The organism is Streptomyces sp. NPDC002446, assembly GCF_053595675.1.
Genome location: NZ_JBSFYC010000006.1, coordinates 154,991 through 175,612 on the forward strand (window position 1 = coordinate 154,991; position 20,622 = coordinate 175,612).

The 20,622-nt window shown below is 73.3% G+C and carries 16 protein-coding genes and 1 pseudogene; 11 read left to right on the forward strand and 6 right to left on the reverse strand.

The window, feature by feature from the left end; translation table 11 throughout:
• Positions 1–36: 36 nt before the first annotated feature.
• The 4 genes and pseudogenes from ACWD6P_RS06020 (at position 37) to ACWD6P_RS06035 (ending at position 5,130) form a co-directional block, all read left to right on the forward strand.
• A pseudogene (locus ACWD6P_RS06020) lies at positions 37–1,411 on the forward strand (DUF692 domain-containing protein).
• Between the two features lie 5 nt (positions 1,412–1,416).
• Positions 1,417–2,439: a TIGR04222 domain-containing membrane protein gene (locus ACWD6P_RS06025; protein ID WP_451442812.1), complete on the forward strand. Its 1,023-nt coding sequence runs from the start codon at positions 1,417–1,419 to the stop codon at positions 2,437–2,439.
• A 123-nt stretch (positions 2,440–2,562) separates the two neighbouring features.
• On the forward strand, positions 2,563–3,345 hold the full coding sequence (locus ACWD6P_RS06030; protein WP_451442813.1) for a TIGR04222 domain-containing membrane protein: 783 nt from the start codon (positions 2,563–2,565) through the stop codon (positions 3,343–3,345).
• An 84-nt stretch (positions 3,346–3,429) separates the two neighbouring features.
• Positions 3,430–5,130 (forward strand): alpha/beta hydrolase, encoded by a 1,701-nt coding sequence (locus ACWD6P_RS06035; RefSeq protein ID WP_451442814.1) that lies wholly within the window; start codon positions 3,430–3,432, stop codon positions 5,128–5,130.
• 69 nt (positions 5,131–5,199) lie between these two features.
• On the opposite strand, the gene hemQ is transcribed toward ACWD6P_RS06035, so the two are convergent.
• Together hemQ and hemG are read right to left on the reverse strand one after the other, a co-directional pair.
• A complete protein-coding gene (gene hemQ, locus ACWD6P_RS06040) occupies positions 5,200–5,955 on the reverse strand; it encodes a hydrogen peroxide-dependent heme synthase (RefSeq protein ID WP_451442815.1) in 756 nt (251 codons plus the stop codon).
• Positions 5,956–5,957: 2 nt separating this feature from the next.
• Positions 5,958–7,436, reverse strand: a complete 1,479-nt coding sequence (gene hemG, locus ACWD6P_RS06045) for a protoporphyrinogen oxidase (protein WP_451442816.1) — start codon at positions 7,434–7,436, stop codon at positions 5,958–5,960.
• 240 nt (positions 7,437–7,676) lie between these two features.
• Here hemG and ACWD6P_RS06050 point away from each other — a divergent pair, with 240 nt between their 5' ends.
• Positions 7,677–8,873 carry a thiolase family protein gene (locus ACWD6P_RS06050; protein WP_451442817.1) on the forward strand — a complete coding sequence of 399 codons (1,197 nt, stop codon included), beginning with the start codon at positions 7,677–7,679 and terminating at the stop codon, positions 8,871–8,873.
• Between the two features lie 105 nt (positions 8,874–8,978).
• Entirely contained in the window at positions 8,979–10,364 is a 1,386-nt protein-coding gene (locus ACWD6P_RS06055) for an FAD-dependent oxidoreductase (RefSeq protein WP_451442818.1), read from the forward strand.
• Between the two features lie 34 nt (positions 10,365–10,398).
• On the opposite strand, the gene ACWD6P_RS06060 is transcribed toward ACWD6P_RS06055, so the two are convergent.
• A complete protein-coding gene (locus ACWD6P_RS06060) occupies positions 10,399–11,409 on the reverse strand; it encodes a hypothetical protein (protein WP_451442819.1) in 1,011 nt (336 codons plus the stop codon).
• A gap of 38 nt (positions 11,410–11,447) precedes the next feature.
• A complete protein-coding gene (gene hemE, locus ACWD6P_RS06065) occupies positions 11,448–12,515 on the reverse strand; it encodes a uroporphyrinogen decarboxylase (RefSeq protein ID WP_451442820.1) in 1,068 nt (355 codons plus the stop codon).
• A gap of 102 nt (positions 12,516–12,617) precedes the next feature.
• Between hemE and ACWD6P_RS06070 the strand changes: the two genes are divergently transcribed.
• The 3 genes from ACWD6P_RS06070 (at position 12,618) to ACWD6P_RS06080 (ending at position 15,568) form a co-directional block, all read left to right on the forward strand.
• Positions 12,618–13,274 carry a DUF3000 domain-containing protein gene (locus ACWD6P_RS06070; RefSeq protein ID WP_451442821.1) on the forward strand — a complete coding sequence of 219 codons (657 nt, stop codon included), beginning with the start codon at positions 12,618–12,620 and terminating at the stop codon, positions 13,272–13,274.
• 273 nt (positions 13,275–13,547) lie between these two features.
• Positions 13,548–14,210, forward strand: coding sequence for a response regulator transcription factor (locus ACWD6P_RS06075; RefSeq protein WP_006602452.1), 663 nt, complete (start codon positions 13,548–13,550; stop codon positions 14,208–14,210).
• Positions 14,211–14,287: 77 nt separating this feature from the next.
• Complete coding sequence (locus ACWD6P_RS06080) at positions 14,288–15,568, forward strand: HRDC domain-containing protein (RefSeq protein ID WP_451442822.1); 1,281 nt, start codon at positions 14,288–14,290, stop codon at positions 15,566–15,568.
• A 45-nt stretch (positions 15,569–15,613) separates the two neighbouring features.
• Here ACWD6P_RS06080 and ACWD6P_RS06085 read toward each other — a convergent pair whose 3' ends face one another.
• Positions 15,614–16,303: a PepSY domain-containing protein gene (locus tag ACWD6P_RS06085; protein WP_451442823.1), complete on the reverse strand. Its 690-nt coding sequence runs from the start codon at positions 16,301–16,303 to the stop codon at positions 15,614–15,616.
• A gap of 246 nt (positions 16,304–16,549) precedes the next feature.
• On the opposite strand from ACWD6P_RS06085, the gene ACWD6P_RS06090 reads away from it, so the two are divergent.
• Both ACWD6P_RS06090 and ACWD6P_RS06095 read left to right on the forward strand, forming a co-directional pair.
• The gene (locus ACWD6P_RS06090; protein WP_451442824.1) at positions 16,550–17,776 is read left to right on the forward strand and encodes a thiolase family protein; all 1,227 of its coding nucleotides are present in this window, start codon (positions 16,550–16,552) and stop codon (positions 17,774–17,776) included.
• On the forward strand, positions 17,773–19,908 hold the full coding sequence (locus tag ACWD6P_RS06095) for a 3-hydroxyacyl-CoA dehydrogenase NAD-binding domain-containing protein (protein WP_451442825.1): 2,136 nt from the start codon (positions 17,773–17,775) through the stop codon (positions 19,906–19,908). The genes ACWD6P_RS06090 and ACWD6P_RS06095 overlap by 4 nt, the downstream gene beginning before the upstream one ends.
• A 65-nt stretch (positions 19,909–19,973) precedes the next feature.
• Here the strand turns inward: ACWD6P_RS06095 and ACWD6P_RS06100 are convergent, their stop codons facing one another.
• Positions 19,974–20,543: a hypothetical protein gene (locus tag ACWD6P_RS06100; protein ID WP_451442826.1), complete on the reverse strand. Its 570-nt coding sequence runs from the start codon at positions 20,541–20,543 to the stop codon at positions 19,974–19,976.
• Positions 20,544–20,622: the final 79 nt, after the last annotated feature.

Sequence of the window (20,622 nt, forward strand, 5' to 3'; positions counted from 1 at the left end):
CCCGACCACGGAGCGAGAGGGGGAGCCATGGAGCGCATGGAGCGCCTTGGTACGGGAATCGGCTGGCGGCCGGAGATCGCCGCGGAGATCGCTGAGCTGCCGGGGGTGGACTGGGTCGAGGTCGTGGCGGAGAACATCTGCCCTGGTCATCTGCCGCACGCCCTGCAGCAGCTGCGCGAGCGCGGCACGACCGTCGTGCCGCACGGCGTCTCGCTCGGTCTCGGTGGCGCCGACCGTCCGGACGCGGCGCGGCTGAGCGCCCTCGCCGAGCGTGCCGAGGCGCTGGGCGCGCCGCTGGTCACCGAGCACATCGCGTTCGTCCGGGCCGGCGGGCCGCTGACCGCCTCGCCACTGATGGAGGCCGGGCATCTGCTGCCCGTCCCGCGCACCTACGACGCGCTGGACGTGCTCTGCGAGAACGTCCGGATCGCCCAGGACGCGCTGCCGGTGCCGCTCGCCCTGGAGAACATCGCCGCCCTCATCAGCTGGCCGGGCGAGGAGCTGACCGAGGGGCAGTTCCTGTCCGAGCTGGTCGAGCGGACCGGGGTGCGGCTGCTGATCGACGTCGCCAACCTCCATACGAACCACGTCAACCGGGGCGAGGACCCGGCCGCCGCCCTCGACGAGCTGCCGGTGGAGGCCATCGCGTACGTCCATGTCGCGGGCGGGGTGGAGCGGGACGGGGTGTGGCACGACAGCCATGCCCATCCGGTGACCCGGCCGGTGCTGGATGTGCTCGCCGAGCTGTGTGCCCGGACCACTCCGCCCGGTGTGCTGCTGGAGCGCGATGAGGACTTCCCCGAGGGCGGGGAGCTGGCCGGTGAACTCGACGCGATCCGCACCGTACTGAAGGAGGCCCGCCATGCGCAGGCGGCTTGAGTCCGTACGGGAGGCGGGGACGCACCCGGAGGCAGGGACGCACCCGGAGGCGGGTGCCGGTGCGGCCACCGGCACCGGTGCGGCCACCGGCGAGAACGTGGCCGCCGGCACCGACGTGGCGCGGCAGCGGCTGGCGCTGGCGCAGACTGCGCTGCTGTCCGCGCTGGTCGCCGGGACGCCGGCCCCCGAGGGCTTCGACCGCGCCCGGCTGCGGGTACAGAGCCGGGCGCTGGCCGCCAAGCGCGCGGCGGTCGTCGCCAAGGTCGCGCCCGAGCTGCCCGGAATCCTCGGCGCGAACTACCGCACGGCGTTCGCCGGTTACGCCCGGAACCGGCCGATGAGCGGCGGCTACCGGCAGGACGCCCTGGACTTCGCGGCGTATCTGCTGGCCCAGGGCCGTCCCGAAGACCCGGCCGCGCGGCAGCAGTTGACGCGCTGGTGGCGGGATCGCGCGGGCCCGAAGCCGCCGTCCGCCCGGCCCGCGGCCCGTCTGGCACGCATCGTGCGCGACGTCCTGAGCGGCCGGGGGTGACCGCGATGTCCTTTACGCAGTGGGTGTATGCCGGGATCGGTGTCTCGTCGTTGCTGCTCGTCCTCGGCACGGTGGTGGTGCGGCTGCGGACGCCGTCCGCGCGCGGGGCGGACGCGCGGGCGCACGAGGTGTGGGAGACGGCGTTCCTCGCCGGCGGCCCGGGGCGGGTGGTGGACGCCGCGGTCGCCGGGATGCACGAGGACGGCCTGCTGACGGTGGGCGGCCCGGGTGTGGTGACCGTACGCCGGGCCACCGCGCGGGACGCGGTCGAGGCCGCCGTGCTGGGCGCGGTGCTGCGCACGCCCGGCGGGGCGCTGGCCACGGTGCGCGGCGAGGCGATGCGCAGCCCGGCGGTCCAGGGCATCGGCGACCGGCTGGCGGCCCGCGGTCTGCTGCGCCGGCCGCGGCTCGCACGGGGCTGGCGCCGGTGGGCGAGCGCGCAGATGACGGTGTGTGGGGTGCTCTTCTTCCTCGGGGTGCTGCTGGCGATCGTCGGGGCCGGCGGGGACGACGGGCCGGTGGTCTTCACGATCGCGCCGGTGCTGTTCGGCGGGCTGGTGGTGGGTGCGCTGTGCCGGACGGTGTTCCGGCAGCGGATCACCAAGGCGGGGTCCCGTGCGCTGCGCGCCGCGCGGACGGCCGACTCACAGGGCGGCGCGGGCGGCTCCCAGGGCGGCGCGGGCGGTTCCTGGCAGCCCGCCGCGCTGGTGGTGGCGCTGGGGGGCACCGCGCTGATCGTGGACGAGCTGCTGCGGCAGCAGTTGGAGGAGGCGCAGCGGGCCACCGCGGCCGCCGCCCAGGGCGGCGGGTCCTCGTCATCCGGCGGGTCCTCCTACGACTCCGGGGGCGGCTCGGGGAGCGAGGGCACGACCTGGTGCGGCGCGTCCGACGGCGGCTCAGGGGGCGGCAGCGGCGGCGGTTCGTCCTGCGGTGCCGGGGCGTCGTGCGGGGGCGGTTCGAGCGGTGGCGGCTCGTCCTGCGGCGGTGGTTCGGGCTGCGGCGGCGGGGGCGGCTGCGGCGGCGGCTGACGTGCAGTCACCGGCGGCCGGCCGTGCCGCGCGGGGCGCGGTGCCCGGCACGAGGAGTGCGGTGCCTCACATAGGGCGAAATTCCATGGCGATTGTCATGGACCCTCCCGTAAGAACACTGCTATGTGGCTTCTCTTCCTCCTCGTCGCCGTGGTGGCGGCGGTGATCTCCTGTGCACGGGTCTGCCGGACCGCGGTCGCCGCGGCCCGCACCACCGGACCGGCCGGGCAGCCGGCGTCCGGTCCGGCCCCGGATCCGGCCGCCCAGGACGGGCACGAGCCGGGCCTGACCCTGTATGAGATGGCCTATCTCTCCGGCGGTCCGCACCGGCTCGCCGATGTGGTGCTGGTGCTGATGGCCCAGCAGCGGCGGCTGCTGCTCGCCCACACCGGCTGGGCCACCGTCGTGGACCCGGTCGGCCAGGACGCCGTCGAGCGCGCCACCCTCACCGCCATCGGGCCCGAGGGGCAGCGCCCGATACCCGCGGTGCGCGAGGCCCTCGTCGCCGACGACGCGGTCCGGGCGGTGGCCGACCGGCTGGTGTCCGCCGGGCTGGCGCTGCCCGCCGGGGCGCGCCCGGGAATCCGCAGCGCGGTCCGCCAACTACGGGCCGCCGCCGTGCTGGTGCTGCTGGCCGCCGCGGCGAGCCACTGGATGGCGCCGCCCGGTGCGGACGACGGGCTGGTCCTGGCCTGGTTCGCGCTGCCGCTGCTGCTCACCCTCGGCACCCTGGCCGCGGCCCGCTGGGAGCTCCATCCGTACGGCGACTGGGCCACCGCCGCGGGCGAGCGCCGCCTGCCCGGTTCCCAGGGCTCTTCCGCCTCCCTCACCACGCTCGCTCTGCAGGGCCCCGCCGCCCTCACCGACCCCACCTTGCGCGCCGCGCTCCACTCTTCCGGGGCATAGCGTCCGACACCGGCATCCGGTGCTTTACATCGGCCATGGGCGCCTCAACTATCCCTTTTGTATGCACACACGAAGGGACGGCCAGTGAGAGCACTTGCGTTGTACGGCACCATCGGGTCGCTGATCGTGACCGCCCTCGCCACTGCCCCGGCGGGCGGCGCCACGGGGACGGCCGACGCGCCGCCGGCGCCCGTGGCGCACCGCATCGCCTTCGGCCGATGCGCGCCGGCGGAGCATCTGCCGTCGTCCGTCGAATGCGGCAAGCTCACCGTTCCCCTCGACTACGCGCGCCCCGACGGCAAGAAGATCGACCTCACGGTCAGCCGGATCCGGGCCACCGCGCACGGCGAACGGCAGGGCTCCCTGGTCTTCAACCCGGGCGGCCCCGGCGCGTCCAGCATGGAGTTCCCGCTCTACGGCGGGCTCCCCAAGTGGAAGAAGCTGGCCCGTGCCTACGACTTCGTCGGCTATGCGCCGCGCGGCGTCGGGCGCTCGGCGCCGCTGTCCTGCCAGGACCCCGCGGAGTTCAGCAAGGCGCCCACCGACAGCCCGATGCACCCGGACGCGGCCTTCAAGCGCAAGAAGGTGGCCGAGGCGAAGGCGTACGCCCGCGGCTGCGCCCGCCGGGCCGGGGCGGACCTGCCGTTCTACAACTCCGTCAACAACGCCCGCGATCTGGACATGCTGCGGGCCGCGCTCGGCGAGCAGAAGCTGACGTTCATGGGCGCCTCGTACGGGACGTACTTCGGTGCGGTCTATGCGACGCTCTTCCCCGGCCACGTCCGGCGGATGGTCTTCGACAGCGTGGTCAATCCCGATCCCAAGCAGGTCTGGTACCGCAACAACCTCGACCAGAGCATCGCCTTCGAGCGCCGGTGGGGCGACTGGCTGCGCTGGGTCGCCAAGCACGACGACCACTACCACCTCGGCACCTCCAAGCAGGCGGTGCAGGCGTCGTACGACAAGGCCGCCGCGAGGCTGCGCCGCGAGCCGCTCAACGGCAAGATCGGCCCCGGCCAGCTGCAGTCGGCCTACCTCAAGACCGGCTACAACGACGCCTTCTGGCCGCTGCGCGCCCAGGCGCTCGCGGGCTATCTGCACGGCGACCCCAAGCCGCTGATCGCCCAGGCCATGCCGCAGGACCGCACCGCCAAGGACGAGGAGAACTCCAACGCGGTCTACACGGCCGTGGAGTGCAATGACGCGCGCTGGCCGCGCTCGTGGAAGATCTGGGACCGGGACAACACCGACATCGCGCGGATCGCGCCGTTCGAGACCTGGGACAACGCCTGGATGAACCTGCCGTGCGCCTTCTGGCCCGAGCAGTCGCAGTCGGCCGCGGCCGGTGTCGAGGATGCGGCCGGTGTCGAGGACGCGGCCGGCCGGGCGGGTGACGGCCCCGTGCAGGATCTGCTGGACGCCGCCGACGACATGGCGACCGAGCTCGACGATGTGCCGCACGGGCGGCGCGGCCCGGTCGACGTCCACACGGAGCCCGGCGCGCTGCCGCCGGTACTGCTGCTCGCGGCCGAGCGGGACGCGGCGACCCCGTACCAGGGCGCGCTGGAACTGCAGCGGCGGCTGCCCGGCTCGTCGCTGGTCACCGAGAACGGCGCGGGCACCCACGGCATCGGCTTCAACGACAACGGCTGTGTGAACAACTACGCCGAGGCCTATCTGCTGCACGGGAAGGTCCCGGCACACCGGGTGCACTGCGCACCGCGCGCCGAGCCGGTGCCGGGCCAGACGGCGACCCGGGCACAGCTCGCGCGGCCCGGTAAGTAGCACCGCCCGCCGCACGGCGCTACGGGCCGTCCCCCTCGGGGGGCGGCCCGTAGCGCTGTGCGGAACGGGTCAGGCCAGGCCGGCGACCAGCTCGGCGACCGGCTTGCGCCGCCCCGTGTAGAACGGGATCTCCTCACGGACGTGCATCCGCGCCTCGGAGCCACGCAGATGCCGCATGAGGTCGACGATGCGGTAGAGGTCGTCGGCCTCGAAGGCGAGCACCCACTCGTAGTCGCCGAGGGAGAACGACGGCACGGTGTTGGCGCGCACGTCCGGGAAGCCGCGGGCCATCTTGCCGTGGTCGGCGAGCATCCGGCGACGGTCCTCGTCGGGGAGCAGGTACCACTCGTAGGAGCGCACGAAGGGGTAGACGCTCACGTAGGCGCGCGGCTGCTCATCGGCGAGGAAGGCCGGGATGTGCGACTTGTTGAACTCGGCGGGGCGGTGCAGCGCCATGTTCGACCAGACCGGCTCCAGCGCGCGGCCCAGGCGGGTGCGGCGGAAGAGGTTGTACGCCTCCTGGAGGGCGTCCGAGCTCTCCGAGTGCCACCAGATCATGAGGTCGGCGTCGGCGCGCAGACCGGAGACGTCGTAGGTGCCGCGGACCACCACGTCCTTGGCGGCGAGCTGCGCGAACAGCTCCTCGACCTCGTCTGCGTAGCCGCTGCGGTCCTCGGGGAGGACATCGCGCAGCTTGAAGACCGACCAGAGGGTGTAGCGGATGACCTCGTTGAGGTCCTTGGCCTTCTTGCCGGCGTTCGGCGCCTTCTCGGGCGCCGCGGGGGTCTGCGGTGCGGGGGTGGAAGCGTCTGTCATGTCGTCCATTCTCACTCGCCCGGTCCGCTGTCCGGCCGCAGGGTGCCGAGGATGTCGTCGGCGGCCTTGCGGGCCGAGGCGATGCAGGCCGGGATGCCGACGCCTTCGTAGAGCGCGCCGCACACCCTAAGGCCCGGCAGCTGCGCGACGGCGCCTTGGATACGGGCCACCCGCGCCAGATGCCCGACGGGGTACTGGGGCAGTCCGCCGGTCCAGCGGGTGACCTCGGCGGCGACCGGCGTGGCGGTCAGCCCGACCGCCGCGCGCAGGTCGGCCCGCGAGAACGCGACCAGCTCGGCGTCCTCGCGCGCCAGGTCCTCCTCGTCGCCGTAGCGCCCGATGGAGGTGCGCAGCACGAAGAGGTCCGGGTCGGCGTCGCCGATCCAGCCCCATTTGTTGCCGGCGAACGTGGACGCCTTGATCTTGTGGCCGTCCACGGGGGGCACGAGGAAGCCGCTGCCGGTGAGCGGCCGCGTCATCTCGGCGCGCCGGAAGACCATGGTGACCAGCGCCATCGAGGCGTACTCGACGGCGGCCAGCTCGGCGGCGGCGGAGGTGCTCTCGGCGGCCAGGAGGCGGGCCGTGGCCTGCGCGGGGGTGGCCAGGACGACGGCGTCCGCGGTGAGCGGGGCGCCGTCGAGGACGATGCGCCAGCCGTCGGCCGAGCGCTGTACGGCGGTGACCGGAGCGCCGGTGCGGATCTCGCCGCCCTTGGCCCGTACCGCGTCGGCCACCGCGCCCGGCAGCGTGCCGATGCCGCCGGCGATGCCCATGAAGACGGGGCTGTCCTGGACGGAGCCGGTCGCGGCGGGGCCGGTCACATGGGCCGCGGCGGCCGCCCGCGCCTGGATGCCGCGTACGCCGTCGAGCAGCGAACGGCTGCTGCGCGCGGCCTCGAACAGCTGGGGCACGGCGGCGCGCAGCGAGATCTTGTAGGCGTCGCCCGCGTACACCCCGCCCAGCAGGGGTTCGACGAGCCGGTCGACGACCTCGCGGCCCAGGCGGCGGGCGACGTACTCGCCGACGGCGACGTCGTCACCGACCTCGGTGCGCGGCAGACGGGCGTCCTCCTCGATGCGGGCGAGCCCCTCCGGGGAGATCACACCGGAGGCGGCGAGCGGGCCGAGGTCCCCGGGGACGCCCATCACATGGCCCTTGGGCATCGGGCGCAGGGCATCGCGGGTCCACAGCGAGGCGGTGGCGGTGGTGGGCGGCTGCAGCCGCTCGCCGAGGCCGACGGCGCGCGCGAGCTCCACCGCCTCCGGGCGTCTGGCCAGCATCGATTCGGCACCGAGATCGACCGGTACGCCCGCGATCTCGCCCGTGCGCAGCTTGCCGCCCAGCCGGTCGGACGCCTCCAGGACCGTCACCCGGGCGCCGCCGTCCAGCAGGCGGTGCGCCGCCGCCAGTCCGGAGATGCCTCCTCCGACGACGACCACATGACCGATGCTCCCGGGCCCGCGGTCCGTACGGGTGTGCGCTCCACTCATGCCTCCACTCTCTCAGAGCGCACTGACAGCACCGTGACCGGATCGCGATCCGCGGAGGGCGACCGCGGTCCGCGCAAAGACGCCGCCGCCGTCCCGGCAGAGGGTGACCCGGCCGTCCCGGAGGAAGGTGACCGAGGACCCCGTTGACAGCGGGCACCGGCGGGCAAAGACTCGGGGCGACGGGTGGCGATCTTCGTACCGCCGCCGACCGCCGAGCCGGGACAGCGAGGACAGCGCCTGATGACCGACCCACGCGTACGGGATGTCTACATCGTCGATGCGGTGCGCACCCCCGTCGGCAAGTACGGCGGCGCGCTGGCCGGGGTCCGCCCCGACGATCTCGCCGCCCATGTGCTCAGGGCCCTGGTGGACCGCACACCGGAGCTCGATCCGGCGCGGATCGACGATGTCTGCTTCGGCGATGCCAACGGCGCGGGCGAGGACAACCGGAACGTGGCGCGGATGGCGGTGCTGCTGGCCGGGCTGCCGGCCACCGTGCCCGGCGTGACCGTGAACCGGCTGTGCGGCTCGGGCCTGGAGGCGGTCATCCAGGCGGCCCGCGCCATCGCGCACGGCGACGCGCGGATCGCGGTGGCCGGCGGCGTGGAGTCGATGAGCCGCGCGCCGTATGTGCTGCGCAAGCCCGAGCGGGCCTTCCCCGCGGGCCATCAGGAGATGTTCTCCTCGACGCTGGGCTGGCGGATGGTCAACTCCCGGATGCGCCCGGAGTGGACGGTCTCCCTCGGCGAGGGCGCCGAGCTCATCGCCGACCAGTACGGCATCACCCGCGAGCAGCAGGACGTCTTCGCGCTGGCCAGCCATCAAAAGGCGGTCCGCGCCTGGCAGGAGGGCGCCTACGACGCGGAGGTCGTGCCGCTGCCGGACGTGGACCTGGAGCGCGACGAGACCATCCGCGAGGGCTCCTCCCTGGAGGCGCTCTCCAAGCTGAAGCCGGTGTTCCGTACGGCCGGGGGCACGGTCACCGCGGGGAACTCCTCACCGCTCAACGACGGCGCCGCCGCGCTGCTGCTCGCCGACGAGGAGGGCCTGCGGGCCACCGGGCGCGAGCCCCTGGCCCGGATCCGCGCGAGCGCGGTGACCGGTGTCGAGCCGCAGCTCTTCGGCCTGGGACCGGTGGAGGCGGTGCGCCGCGCGCTGGAGCGGTCCTCCCGCGGCTTCGCCGATCTCGCCGCCTTCGAGCTGAACGAGGCGTTCGCCGCCCAGGCACTGGGCTGCATCGGCCAGTGGCCGGAGCTCGACCCGTCCGTGGTGAACCCGCGCGGCGGTGCCATCGCCATCGGCCACCCGCTCGGTGCCTCCGGCGCCCGCCTCGCCGGCGCGGTCGCCCACCAGCTCGCCGCCCTGGGCTCGGGCACCGGCCTGGCCGCGCTGTGCATCGGCGTCGGCCAGGGCCTCGCGCTGGTACTGGAACGCTAGAACACGCACGCCCCGGGGCGGCTGTCCGCTCTCCCCTGGACGGCTTCGGCGTCATGCTGGGCGGACGGAGCCGACGCGGTACGGGCGGCGGCGAAGGGAGACGGTATGACGGCGGAGCGGCTGGTGGTCGTCGGCGGCGACGCGGCGGGGATGGCCGCCGCATCGCAGGCGCGCCGGCTGAAGCGGCCCGACGAGCTGGCGATCACCGCGTTCGAGCGCAGCCACTTCACGTCGTACTCCGCCTGCGGGATCCCGTACTGGGTGGGCGGCGTGGTCGACGGGCCGGACGCGCTGATCGCCCGTACGGCCGAGGAGCACCGCGCCCGGGACATCGATCTGCGGATGCGGACCGAGGTCACCGAACTCGACCTGGACCGCGGCCGGGTGCGCACCCGGGAGCTGGACGACGGCGGCCGGGAGTCCTGGACCGGCTTCGACAAGCTGGTGCTGGCCACCGGCGCGCGGCCACGCCGGCCCGACCTGCCGGGGATCGACGCGCCGGGGGTGCACGGCGTGCAGAACCTCGACGACGGCCGGGCCCTGCTGGACAGCCTGGAGCGGACCGCGGGGCGGCGGGCGGTGGTGGTCGGCGCGGGCTACATCGGCGTGGAGATGGCCGAGGCGCTGATCCACCGCGGCTACCAGGTCACTGTCCTGGAGCAGAGTGCACAGCCGATGTCCACCCTCGACCCGGACATGGGCGCGCTGGTCCATGAGGCGATGTGCCGGATGGGCATCGAGACGGTGCGCGGCGCGACCGTCACGGGTGTGCTGACCGGACAGGGGGGAGGGCGGGCCCGCGCGGTGACCACCGAGGACGCCGAGTACCCGGCGGACGTGGTGGTGCTGGGCATGGGCGTGCGCCCGGAGACCACGCTGGCCGCCGCGGCCGGGCTGCCGCTGGGCGGGTCCGGCGGGCTGCTCACCGACCTGGCGATGCGGGTACGCGGCCAGGACGCCGTCTGGGCGGGCGGCGACTGCGTGGAGGTCCACGACCTCGTCTCGGGCCGCACCCGCCATATCGCGCTGGGCACCCACGCCAACAAACACGGTCAGGTCATCGGCTCCAACGTGGGCGGCGGGTATGCGACCTTCCCCGGTGTCGTCGGTACCGCCGTCAGCAAGGTCTGCGACCTGGAGATCGCCCGGACGGGCCTGCTGGAGCGGGAGGCGCACGCGGCCGGTCTCCGCTTCGTCACGGTGACCGTGGAGGCCACCAGCCGGGCCGGCTACTACCCCGGCGCCCGCCCGATGCACGTCAAGATGCTCGCCGAGCGCCGCACGGGCCGGCTGCTCGGGGTGCAGATCGTCGGCCGTGAGGGCGCCGGCAAGCGGGTGGACATCGCGGCGGTCGCGCTCACCGCCGGGATGACGGTGGAGCAGATGACCACCCTCGACCTCGGCTACGCCCCGCCGTTCTCCCCCGTCTGGGATCCCGTACTGGTGGCGGCCCGCAAGGCCACGGGGGCCGTACGGGCCGCCGGGAGCTGAGTCCCCGGGCCGGGCCCGCACGCCGGCTGATGTCCTAGCGGGCCGCCCCCAGCGCGCCGAACTGCTTCTCGCGGGCCGTCCGCACCCGCTCCAGCGACTCACGGGCCAGCTCCGCCACGAACGCCGGGCACAGCCACGCCTCCGGCGGCACGTCCGTGCCGTGCCGGCCGCCGTGCTCGGCGAGCAGCCGCCGCCCGCTGGGGCTCTTGAGGCACATCCCGGCCGTGATGACGTCCTCCGGGGCCGTGGGGAGGTCCGGGTGCGCCGACGGGCCGTGCCCGCAGTCCGCTCCGGCCGGGGCCGCCGGTACGGACGCGAGCCCGGCGATCAGATCGTTGAGCGGCCCCGGAGACGGCACGAGGCCGGCGTCCGCGTACCAGGACAGCGCGGTGACGATGACGACCAGCCCGGCGCGCTCGGCGGGCTCGGTCGCCTCGGCGAGCGCCTTGCCGTAGTGGGACAGCGACCAGGACACGCTGACCCCCGGGGCGGGGTAGCCGTGCAGGATGGAGGCGAGGTCGCTGACCTCCTCCTGGTCGGCGGTGGACAGACGGGCCGGGATGCCGTCGGTGGTCCCCGGGGCGAGGATGTCGATGGCCACCCTGGCGTACCCGGCGACATTGCGCGGGCAGCGCCACACCTCGCTGAAGTGCCCGCCGCCCCAGTCCTCCTCCCCCGCCGGCGCGGCGCCGCACTCCAGCAGCGGAAGGTAGGAGACCAGGCACTCCAGCTCCTCTTCGAGGTCGCCCTCGTAGGGGTGCTCGTCGTGTGCGCAGGGGCGCTGGCGCAGCTCCCGGTCGGTGGCCCGCAGCGCGTCGAGCACGGTCGCCGCGGTGCCGTCGGAGGCGGGCTGCAGGCTGACGTAGTCGGCGGTCATCAGCAGCCCGAAGGTCCACAGCCAGGCGCGCTCGCCACCGGGGTCGGCGGCGAGCGCTCGGGCGCAGGCCAGCACCAGGTCCGTGTCGTGGTCCGCGTAGTACTCGGCGCGGATCTCGTCCCAGGCGGCGGCGAGCTCCGCTATCGGGGCGTCGGGGGTGGCGTTCATGCTGTCCACGACGCCCCGGGGCGGGGGTGCAGTTCCGTTCAGCGCGCCGTCTGTGTGTGGACGTACTCCACGAGGCGGGTCAGCGCGTCCGGGTCGGTGTCGGGCAGCACGCCGTGGCCGAGGTTGAAGATGTGGCCTTCGAGGCCGGCGGCGGCGTCGAGGACCTCGCGGGCCTTGGTCTCGACGGCCTCGCGGGGGGCGAAGAGGACGGCCGGGTCGATGTTGCCCTGGAGTGCCTTGCCGGGGCCGACGCGGCGGGCCGCCTCGTCCAGCGGGATCCGCCAGTCGACGCCGACGACGTCCGCGCCGGCCTCGCCCATCAGGCCGAGGAGTTCGCCGGTGCCGACGCCGAAGTGGATGCGCGGGACGCCGAGGCCCTCGACCGCCTTGAACACCTTGGCGGAGGCCGGCATCACGGAGCGGCGGTAGTCCGCGGGCGCGAGCGCGCCGACCCAGGAGTCGAAGAGCTGGACGGCGCTCACCCCGGCGTCGATCTGGACCTTGAGGAAGGCCGCGGTGATGTCGGCGAGGCGGTCCAGGAGGTCGGCCCACAGCTGCGGGTCGCCGTACATGAGGGCCTTGGTGTGCTCGTGGTTGCGGGACGGGCCGCCCTCCACGAGGTAGCTGGCGAGCGTGAAGGGCGCGCCGGCGAAGCCGATCAGCGGGGTGCTGCCCAGCTCGCGGACGAGCAGGCCGATGGCCTCGGTGACGTACGGGACGTCGCCGGGCTCCAGGGCGCGCAGCTGGTCCAGGTCGGCGCGGGTGCGGATCGGGTTCTCGACGACCGGGCCGACGCCGGGCTTGATGTCGAGGTCGATGCCGATGGCCTTGAGGGGGACGACGATGTCGCTGAAGTAGATGGCGGCGTCGACGCCGTGGCGGCGCACGGGCTGCAGCGTGATCTCGGTGACCAGCTCGGGCTGCATGCAGGAGTCGAGCATCGCGATGCCCTCGCGGACCTTGCGGTACTCGGGCAGTGAGCGGCCCGCCTGGCGCATGAACCACACGGGGGTGTGCGGCACCGGCTCACGCCGGCAGGCCTTCAGGAAGGCCGAGTCGTATGTACCGGTCTGCTGCTGGCCCGTGGGGCTCTCATTGGCGCTCACGCCCCAAATCTTCGCATGCGCCCGAGGGGGCCTCCGAATGGGCGACGCGCGTACCGGGTGTCCTCCGCGTATGCGGGCCCGGTTCCGCCTAATCTTCCGGGCATGGCTGCGGCTCATGAACACCTCGCGGACAGCGCGGACGAGGCCCCGATCCCCTTCCGTCAGGCGGTCGAGGCGCTTCGCGCGGCACGACTGCGGCCGGAGATCGAGATCGACCCGACCCCCGCGCCGAAACGGCTCGCTCCGTACGCGTACGCGCTGGAGGCGGCGGTCGTCGATCACGGCTCGGGGCCGGGCGGCGAGGACAAGGATCTGGCGGACGGACGGCTGGTGCTGCTGCACAACCCGGCCGGGGACGACAGCTGGCACGGCGCCTTCCGGGTGGTGACGCTGGCGCGGGCGGAGCTGGAGCCGGAGATGGGCGCCGATCCGCTGCTGCCGGAGGTGTCCTGGTCGTGGCTGACGGGTGCGCTGGATGCGCGCGGGGTGCGGTACGCCGCGCCGAGCGGCACGGTGACCCGGGCCGGGTCGTACTACTTCGGCGGGCTCGCCGCGCGCGAGCCGGCGACCCAGATCGAGATCCGGGCGTCCTGGACACCGGCCGAGGGCCCCGGCGGGGTGCCGGATCTGGCGGCGCATCTGGCGGCGTGGTGCGATCTGCTGTGCCAGGTCGCCGGGCTGCCGCCGGCCCCGCTCGACATGGCGCCGCGCGGCGGGGTCGTACCGCTGCCGCAGCGCCGCGGTCCGCAGCCGCGCTGAGCCGTACCGGCCGTGCGCGGCGCCGTCAACAGGGCGTCGCTCCTTGCCCGCGCTGATCACGTTCGCGCACGGCTCTGATCACCTCGGTGGGCACTCCATGTCCACACCTGATCGATCACCCATCCGATTTGCCCGAATTGCCCCTAACTAAATCGTGATCAAAGTCTAAAGTCCCGCCGGATTGCTGCCGAAGAGGTCAGTGACCCTTCAAACACGGATCATTCCGGCTCCCCCAAGCCGGCTTCCGTCCCCGCCACTCCCCCAGGAGGCCCGGTGTCTGTTCTCCTCGAGCAACCTTCGAGCCTGGTCGCCTACCGCCCGAACAAGCCGACGGCCATGGTCGTCGTGGCCGACCCTCGCGTCCGCTCCACCGTCACCCGCCACCTGTGGGCCCTTGGAGTACGTGATGTGATCGAGGCGTCGTCCATCGCGGAGGCCCGTCCCCGCGTCGGCAATCCGCGCGACATCTGCGTTGCCGACGTCCACCTTCCCGACGGCTCCGGCCTCACGCTGCTGTCCGAGACACGCGCGGCCGGCTGGCCCAACGGCCTCGCGCTCTCCGCGGCCGACGACATCGGCGCGGTACGCAACGCCCTGGCCGGCGGCGTCAAGGGCTATGTCGTCACCGGCACCCGAACCAACCTGGGCATTCCCGGCCGTCCCGGCACCTCTCCGATCGGCGCCAACGCGGCCCGTATGCAGCGCCGCCCGCCGGGCGCCCCCGGGCACCCCGGCGGCTACCGCGAGCTGTCGGGCCGTGAGGTCGAGGTGTTGCGGCTGGTGGCGGAGGGCCAGTCCAACAAGGCCATCGGCGTCTCGATGGGACTGTCGGCGCTGACCGTCAAGAGCCACCTCGCCCGGATCGCCCGCAAGCTGGGCACCGGTGACCGCGCCGGAATGGTGGCGGTCGCGCTGCGCACCGGCATCATCCACTGACCCCCTACACGACCGGCTCGCCCGTCGAGGGATCATTCCCTCGACGGGCGACGTGCATACACAGATACCCTTGACTGGTGACCGACGCCCAAAAGACCGCAGCAGACACGACACTGCGAGCACCCGGAGACTCGCCTCCGGATCCCCGACCGGCGCCGGTCCCTCTCCTGGAGCCCCGTGAGGGCATCCCCGCGGTGACCGCCACGCCAGAGGCGCTCGCCGAGGTCGTGGCCGCCTTCGCGGCCGGTACCGGACCGGTGGCCGTGGACGCCGAGCGGGCCTCGGGCTACCGCTACGGACAGCGCGCCTACCTCGTCCAGCTGCGCCGCGAGGGCGCCGGCAGCGTACTGATCGACCCGGTCGGCTGCCCCGACCTCACGGAACTGGGCGAGGCGATCGGCGACGCCGAGTGGGTGCTGCACGCCGCCACGCAGGATCTGCCGTGCCTGCGCGACATAGGGATGGTGCCCTCCCGGCTGTTCGACACGGAGCTGGCCGGACGGCTGGCCGGCTTCGCCCGCGTCGGCCTGGGCGCGATGGTGGAGAACGTCCTCGGCTACGCCCTGGAGAAGGGCCACTCCGCCGTCGACTGGTCCACCCGCCCGCTGCCCGAGCCCTGGCTGCGCTACGCCGCGCTCGACGTCGAGCTGCTGGTGGACCTGCGCGACGCGCTGGAGGAGGAGCTGACCCGGCAGGGGAAGCTGGAGTGGGCCCGGCAGGAGTTCGCGGCGATCGCCGCCGCTCCCCCGCCGCCGCCCCGCAAGGACCCCTGGCGCCGCACGTCCGGTATGCACAAGGTCCGCAGGCGCCGCCAGATGGCGGTCGTACGGGAGCTGTGGACGGCCCGTGACCAGGTCGCCCAGCGGCGCGACGTCTCGCCGGGCAAGGTGCTCAGTGACGCCGCGATCGTGGAGGCGGCGCTGCATCTGCCGGCGAACAGCCACGCGATGGCGGCGCTGTCCGGCTTCGGCCACCGCATGGGCCGCCGACAGCTGGAGCAGTGGCAGGCCGCGGTCGACCGCGCCCGTGCGCTCCCCGAGAACGAGCTGCCGCAGCCCGGCCAGCCGCTCAACGGCCCGCCGCCGCCCCGCGCCTGGGCCGACAAGGACCCGGTCGCGGCGGCCCGCCTGACGGCCGCCCGTGCCGCGGTCACCGCGCTCGCCGAGCGCCTGAACCTCCCGCAGGAGAACCTGATCACCCCGGACACGGTGCGCCGCCTGTGCTGGGAGCCGCCGGCCGAGCCGACCCTGGAGTCGGTCGGCGCGGTCCTCGAAGGCCACGGCGCCCGCCCCTGGCAGATCGAACAGGTCGCCCCGCTCCTGACCGAGGCGCTCCTGGCGGACCCGGACGCCGGCTGACGTCCCGGGCGGTCCCCGCGCGCGGGGACCGCCGGCGGGCGGCCGTCAGTCGGTGTCGGCGTGCTCCCGCAGAACCTTGCGGTCGGTCGCGTCGATGTCGTACGCGGTCTTGTTCCAGTCGTTGGTCGTCACCACGTCGACGGACCAGTTCACCGTGCCGCTGTCGGAACCGTCGAGCTCGATGGAGCTGACGGTGCCCTTCGTCTTGGCGGTGGCCGTCTGTGCGGCCTGCTGCGCCGTGACGGTGGCCTTGCCGAGCCGGGCGGCGAGCGCGCGCCTGTCGTCCGCGTCCTGACCCGTCTCGGCCTGCGGCTGACCCGCCTTGCCGGAGACCGCGTCGACGCGGACGCGGTGGACGGCACCGTCGGAGGCGGCCACCTCCGTGTCCCAGGTGGGGCCGCCGCTGGAGCCCTCGAGTTCGGCGGAGACCGGCTTCGAGGCGGGGACGGCCGCGACCGCGGCACGCAGCGCCTGGTCGTAGTCCACCTTGGCCGTCGGGATGAGGGCCTTGCGCTCGGACTGGTCCTCAGTGAGCCCGCCCGTCGGGGAGGCGGTCCGCGTGGGCTGCGCCGCCGCGGGAGAGGCGGCGGCCGCGCTGCCGCGCCGGCTCGTGTCGTCGTTCGCGCAGCCCGACAGCAGCGCACCCGCGGCGGCCGCGGCGCAGACCAGCCCGACCGCTCGGGGGCCCGGCGCCCGGCCGCCCCGTGTCACCTCAGCACTCCGTTTCCTGTCCATGCGGGCACCTTAAGTTCGCGATGATGGGAAATGCGCCAGTACGCATGGCATTCGGACGTTTTCTCTCACCCGGGCGCGTGGGCCGCCCCCGCCTCCGGCCGGTCGTCCGCCCCTCCATCCGGTGTGACCTTCACCGCTCCGGGCGGTGGGGGTGTGCAGCTTGGTTACCCGTAAGTAGCATGTCGGTGTGAGCGTCCCTGGGGGCGCCCCGCAGCAGTGCCACCCCGCACCTGGAGGAGAGCCAACGTGCCTCGTACCGCTAGGGACGTCGTCTTCGTCGACGGCGTCCGCACCCCGTTCGGCAAGGCGGGCCCGAAGGGCATCTACCACGAGACCCGCGCCGACGATCTCGTCGTGAAGGCCATCCGGGAGCTGCTGCGCCGCAACCCGGCCCTGGACCCCGCGAAGATCGACGAAGTTGCCATCGCCGCCACCACGCAGATCGGCGACCAGGGCCTGACCATCGGCCGCACCGCCGGCATCCTCGCGGGCCTCCCGCAGTCCGTGCCCGGCTACTCCATCGACCGTATGTGCGCCGGTGCGCTGACGGCCGTCACGACCACCGCCGGCTCCATCGCCTTCGGCGCGTACGACGCCGTCATCGCCGGCGGCGTCGAGCACATGGGGCGCCACCCCATGGGCGAGGGTGTCGACCCCAACCCGCGGTTCGTCAGCGAGAAGCTCGTCGACGAGTCCGCCCTGTTCATGGGCATGACCGCGGAGAACCTCCACGACCGCTACCCGCACATCACCAAGCAGCGCGCCGACGAGTACGCCGTGCGCTCGCAGGAGAAGGCGGCGAAGGCGTACGCCAACGGGAAGATCCAGCAGGACCTGGTCCCGATCTCGGTGCGCAACACCAACGCCGAGGTCGGCGAGACCGGTTGGGGCCTGGTGACCGCCGACGAGCCGATGCGCCCGGGGACCACCCTGGAGAACCTCGCCGGCCTGAAGACGCCGTTCCGTACGCACGGCCGCGTCACCGCCGGTAACGCCGCCGGTCTCAACGACGGTGCCACCGCCTCGATCATCGCCTCCGAGGACTTCGCCCGGGAGAACGACCTCCCGGTCAAGATGCGCCTGGTCTCCTACGCCTTCGCGGGCGTGGAGCCGGAGGTCATGGGCTACGGCCCGATTCCGGCGACGGAGAAGGCCCTCGCCAAGGCGGGCCTGTCCATCGAGGACATCAACCTCTTCGAGATCAACGAGGCGTTCGCCGTGCAGGTGCTCGCCTTCCTCGACCACTACGGCATCGCCGACGACGACGCGCGCGTCAACCAGTACGGCGGCGCCATCGCCTTCGGTCACCCGCTGGCCTCCTCCGGCGTCCGGCTGATGACGCAGCTGGCCCGCCAGTTCGAGGAGCAGCCGCAGGTCCGCTACGGCCTGACCACCATGTGCGTCGGCTTCGGCATGGGCGCGACGGTCATCTGGGAGAACCCGAACCACAAGGACGCCGGAGGCAGCAAGTGAGCACCACCACCACCGCCGAGCTGCTGAAGGGCGCGGCCGAGCTGTTCCCCGACGAGGTCGTCACGTCCGCGCACGTACGCCACCTCGACCTGCCGTTCGGCGCCGGGCGCTTCGCGCTCATCACGCTGGACAACGGCTTCGACCACACCAAGCCGACCACCTTCGGACCCGGCTCGCTGGCGAAGCTCAACGCCGCGCTCGACCAGGTCGAGAAGGAGGCCGCGGACGGCGACATCGTCGGTGTCGGCATCACCGGCAAGCCGTTCATCTTCGCCGTCGGCGCCGACCTCAAGGGCGTCGAGCTGCTGACGAAGCACGAGGACGCGCTGGCCATCGGCAAGGGCGGCCACGAGGTCTTCAAGCGGCTGTCCGCGCTGGCCGTACCGACCTTCGCGTACTACAACGGTGCCGCCATGGGCGGTGGCGTCGAGGTCGGTCTGCACTGCTCGTACCGCACCGTCTCCAAGGCCCTGCCGGCCTTCTCCCTGCCCGAGGTCTTCCTGGGTCTCGTCCCGGGCTGGGGCGGCTGCACGCTGCTGCCGAACCTGATCGGCGCCGACAAGGCCGTCTCGGTCATCATCGAGAACTCGCTCAACCAGAACAAGCAGCTCAAGGGCCAGCAGGTCTTCGACCTCGGTATCGCCGACGCGATCTTCGAGGGTGCGGACTTCCTGGAGCAGTCGCTGATCTGGACCGCGAACGTCCTCAAGGGCGAGGTGTCGGTCGAGCGCGCCGAGATCGACCGCGGTGCGGCCTGGGACCAGGCAGTCGAGCGCGGGAAGTTCATCGCGGACGGCAAGGTGCACGGCGCCGCCCCGGCCGCCTACCGTGCGCTGGACATCATCGCCGAGGCCAAGAACGGTGACCTGCAGGCCGGGTTCGACGCCGAGGACCGGGCGCTCGCCGACCTGTTCATGGGCGGCGAGCTCCGCGCCGGCATCTACTCGTTCAACCTGGTGCAGAAGCGCGCCAAGCGGCCCGTCGGCGCCCCGGACAAGAACCTGGCGCGTCCGGTCACCAAGGTCGGTGTCGTCGGCGCCGGTCTGATGGCCTCTCAGCTGGCGCTGCTCTTCCTGCGCCGCCTGGAGGTGCCGGTCGTGCTGACCGACATCGACCAGGAGCGGGTCGACAAGGGTGTGGGCTACGTCCACGCCGAGATCGACAAGCTGCTCGGCAAGGGCCGGATCAACCAGGACAAGGCCAACCGCCTCAAGGCCCTGGTGACCGGTGTGCTGGACAAGGCCGAGGGCTTCTCCGACGCGGACTTCGTCATCGAGGCCGTCTTCGAGGAGATCGGCGTCAAGCAGCAGGTGTTCGCGGAGGTCGAGGCCGTCGCCCCGGCGCACGCGATCTTCGCCACCAACACCTCCTCGCTCTCCGTGTCCGAGATGGCCTCGAAGCTCAAGCACCCCGAGCGGGTCGTGGGCTTCCACTTCTTCAACCCGGTCGCGGTCCTGCCGCTGCTGGAGATCGTGCGCGGGGAGAAGACCGACGACGCCTCGCTGGCCACGGCCTTCGGTGTCGCCAAGAAGCTGAAGAAGACCGCGGTGCTGGTCCAGGACGCCCCGGCGTTCGTCGTGAACCGCATCCTGACCCGCTTCATGGGCGAGATCCAGAACGTCATCGACGAGGGCACCCCGATCGAGGTGGCGGAGAAGGCGGTGGAGCCGCTGGGCCTGCCGATGTCTCCCCTCGTGCTGCTGGAGCTGGTCGGCCCGGCGATCGGGCTGCACGTCTCCGAGACGCTCAACGGCGCCTTCCCGGACCGCTTCAAGGTCTCCCCCAACCTCAAGGCGGTCGTCGAGGCCGGCAAGCGCGGCTTCTACGTCTACGACTCCGGCAAGCCGGAGCTGGACCCCGAGGTCGCCGCGCTGCTCCAGCAGGGCGACTCGGTGCTGACGGCGGACCAGGTCCGCGACCGCGTCCTGGACGCCGTCGCGCAGGAGATCGGCCTGATGCTGGACGAGGGCGTGGTCGCCGAGGCGCAGGACATCGACCTGTGCCTGATCACCGGCGCCGGCTGGCCCTTCCACCTGGGCGGCATCACGCCGTACCTGGACCGCGAGGGCGTCTCCGAGCGGGTGACCGGCAAGAAGTTCCTGGCGCCGGGTGTCGCGAGCGTGCCCGCGTAACCGGCTGAGGCAGATCTGCGGGCCGGCTCCTGAGGGAGCCGGCCCGCACTGCGTTGTGGGCTCGCTCAGCGGCCCGGCGAGGGGACGAGCACCCGCTCCCGCCCCAGGCCCTTACCGCTCGAATCGGCGTTGACCGCGAGCTTCCCGTCGGGCCACCGCGCCACGACATCGTCCGCCCGCCCGGCGGCCCCGCCGCCACCGCCGAGGGCCCCGACGGTCACCACGGCGGCGTTGCGCCAGGCGGACTTCGGCTTCCTGAGCTGCCGCTCCGTCGTCAGCTTCCGGCCCGCCGCGTCCTCGTAGACCGAGACCTCACCGTCCACCCAGCGGACGAGCAGGTCCTGCCCGCCCGCCGAGCCGCTGAAGTCGCCGGCGGCGATGTCGCGGGCGTAGGTCCAGGTCTTGCCGGCGGGGAGGAGCTTCTGCTCGGCGTGCAGCCCGTTGCCGTCGACGTTGGTGTAGACGCTGACATGGCCGTCGGACCAGCGGACCAGGAGGTCGTCGGCGCGCGCGTTGCCGCCCCCGAAGCGGCCCGCCGCGATGCCGTGCGCACGGGTCCAGAAACTGCCGCGCGGACGCAGCCGGATCTCGTTCCGCAGCTTCGTGGTCTCGTCCACGTCCTTGTAGAGCGTCACCTCGCCGTCCGACCACCGGACGACGAGGTCGCTCGTCCCCGTACCGGTGAAGTCGCCCCGCGGTCATGAACGACGCGTG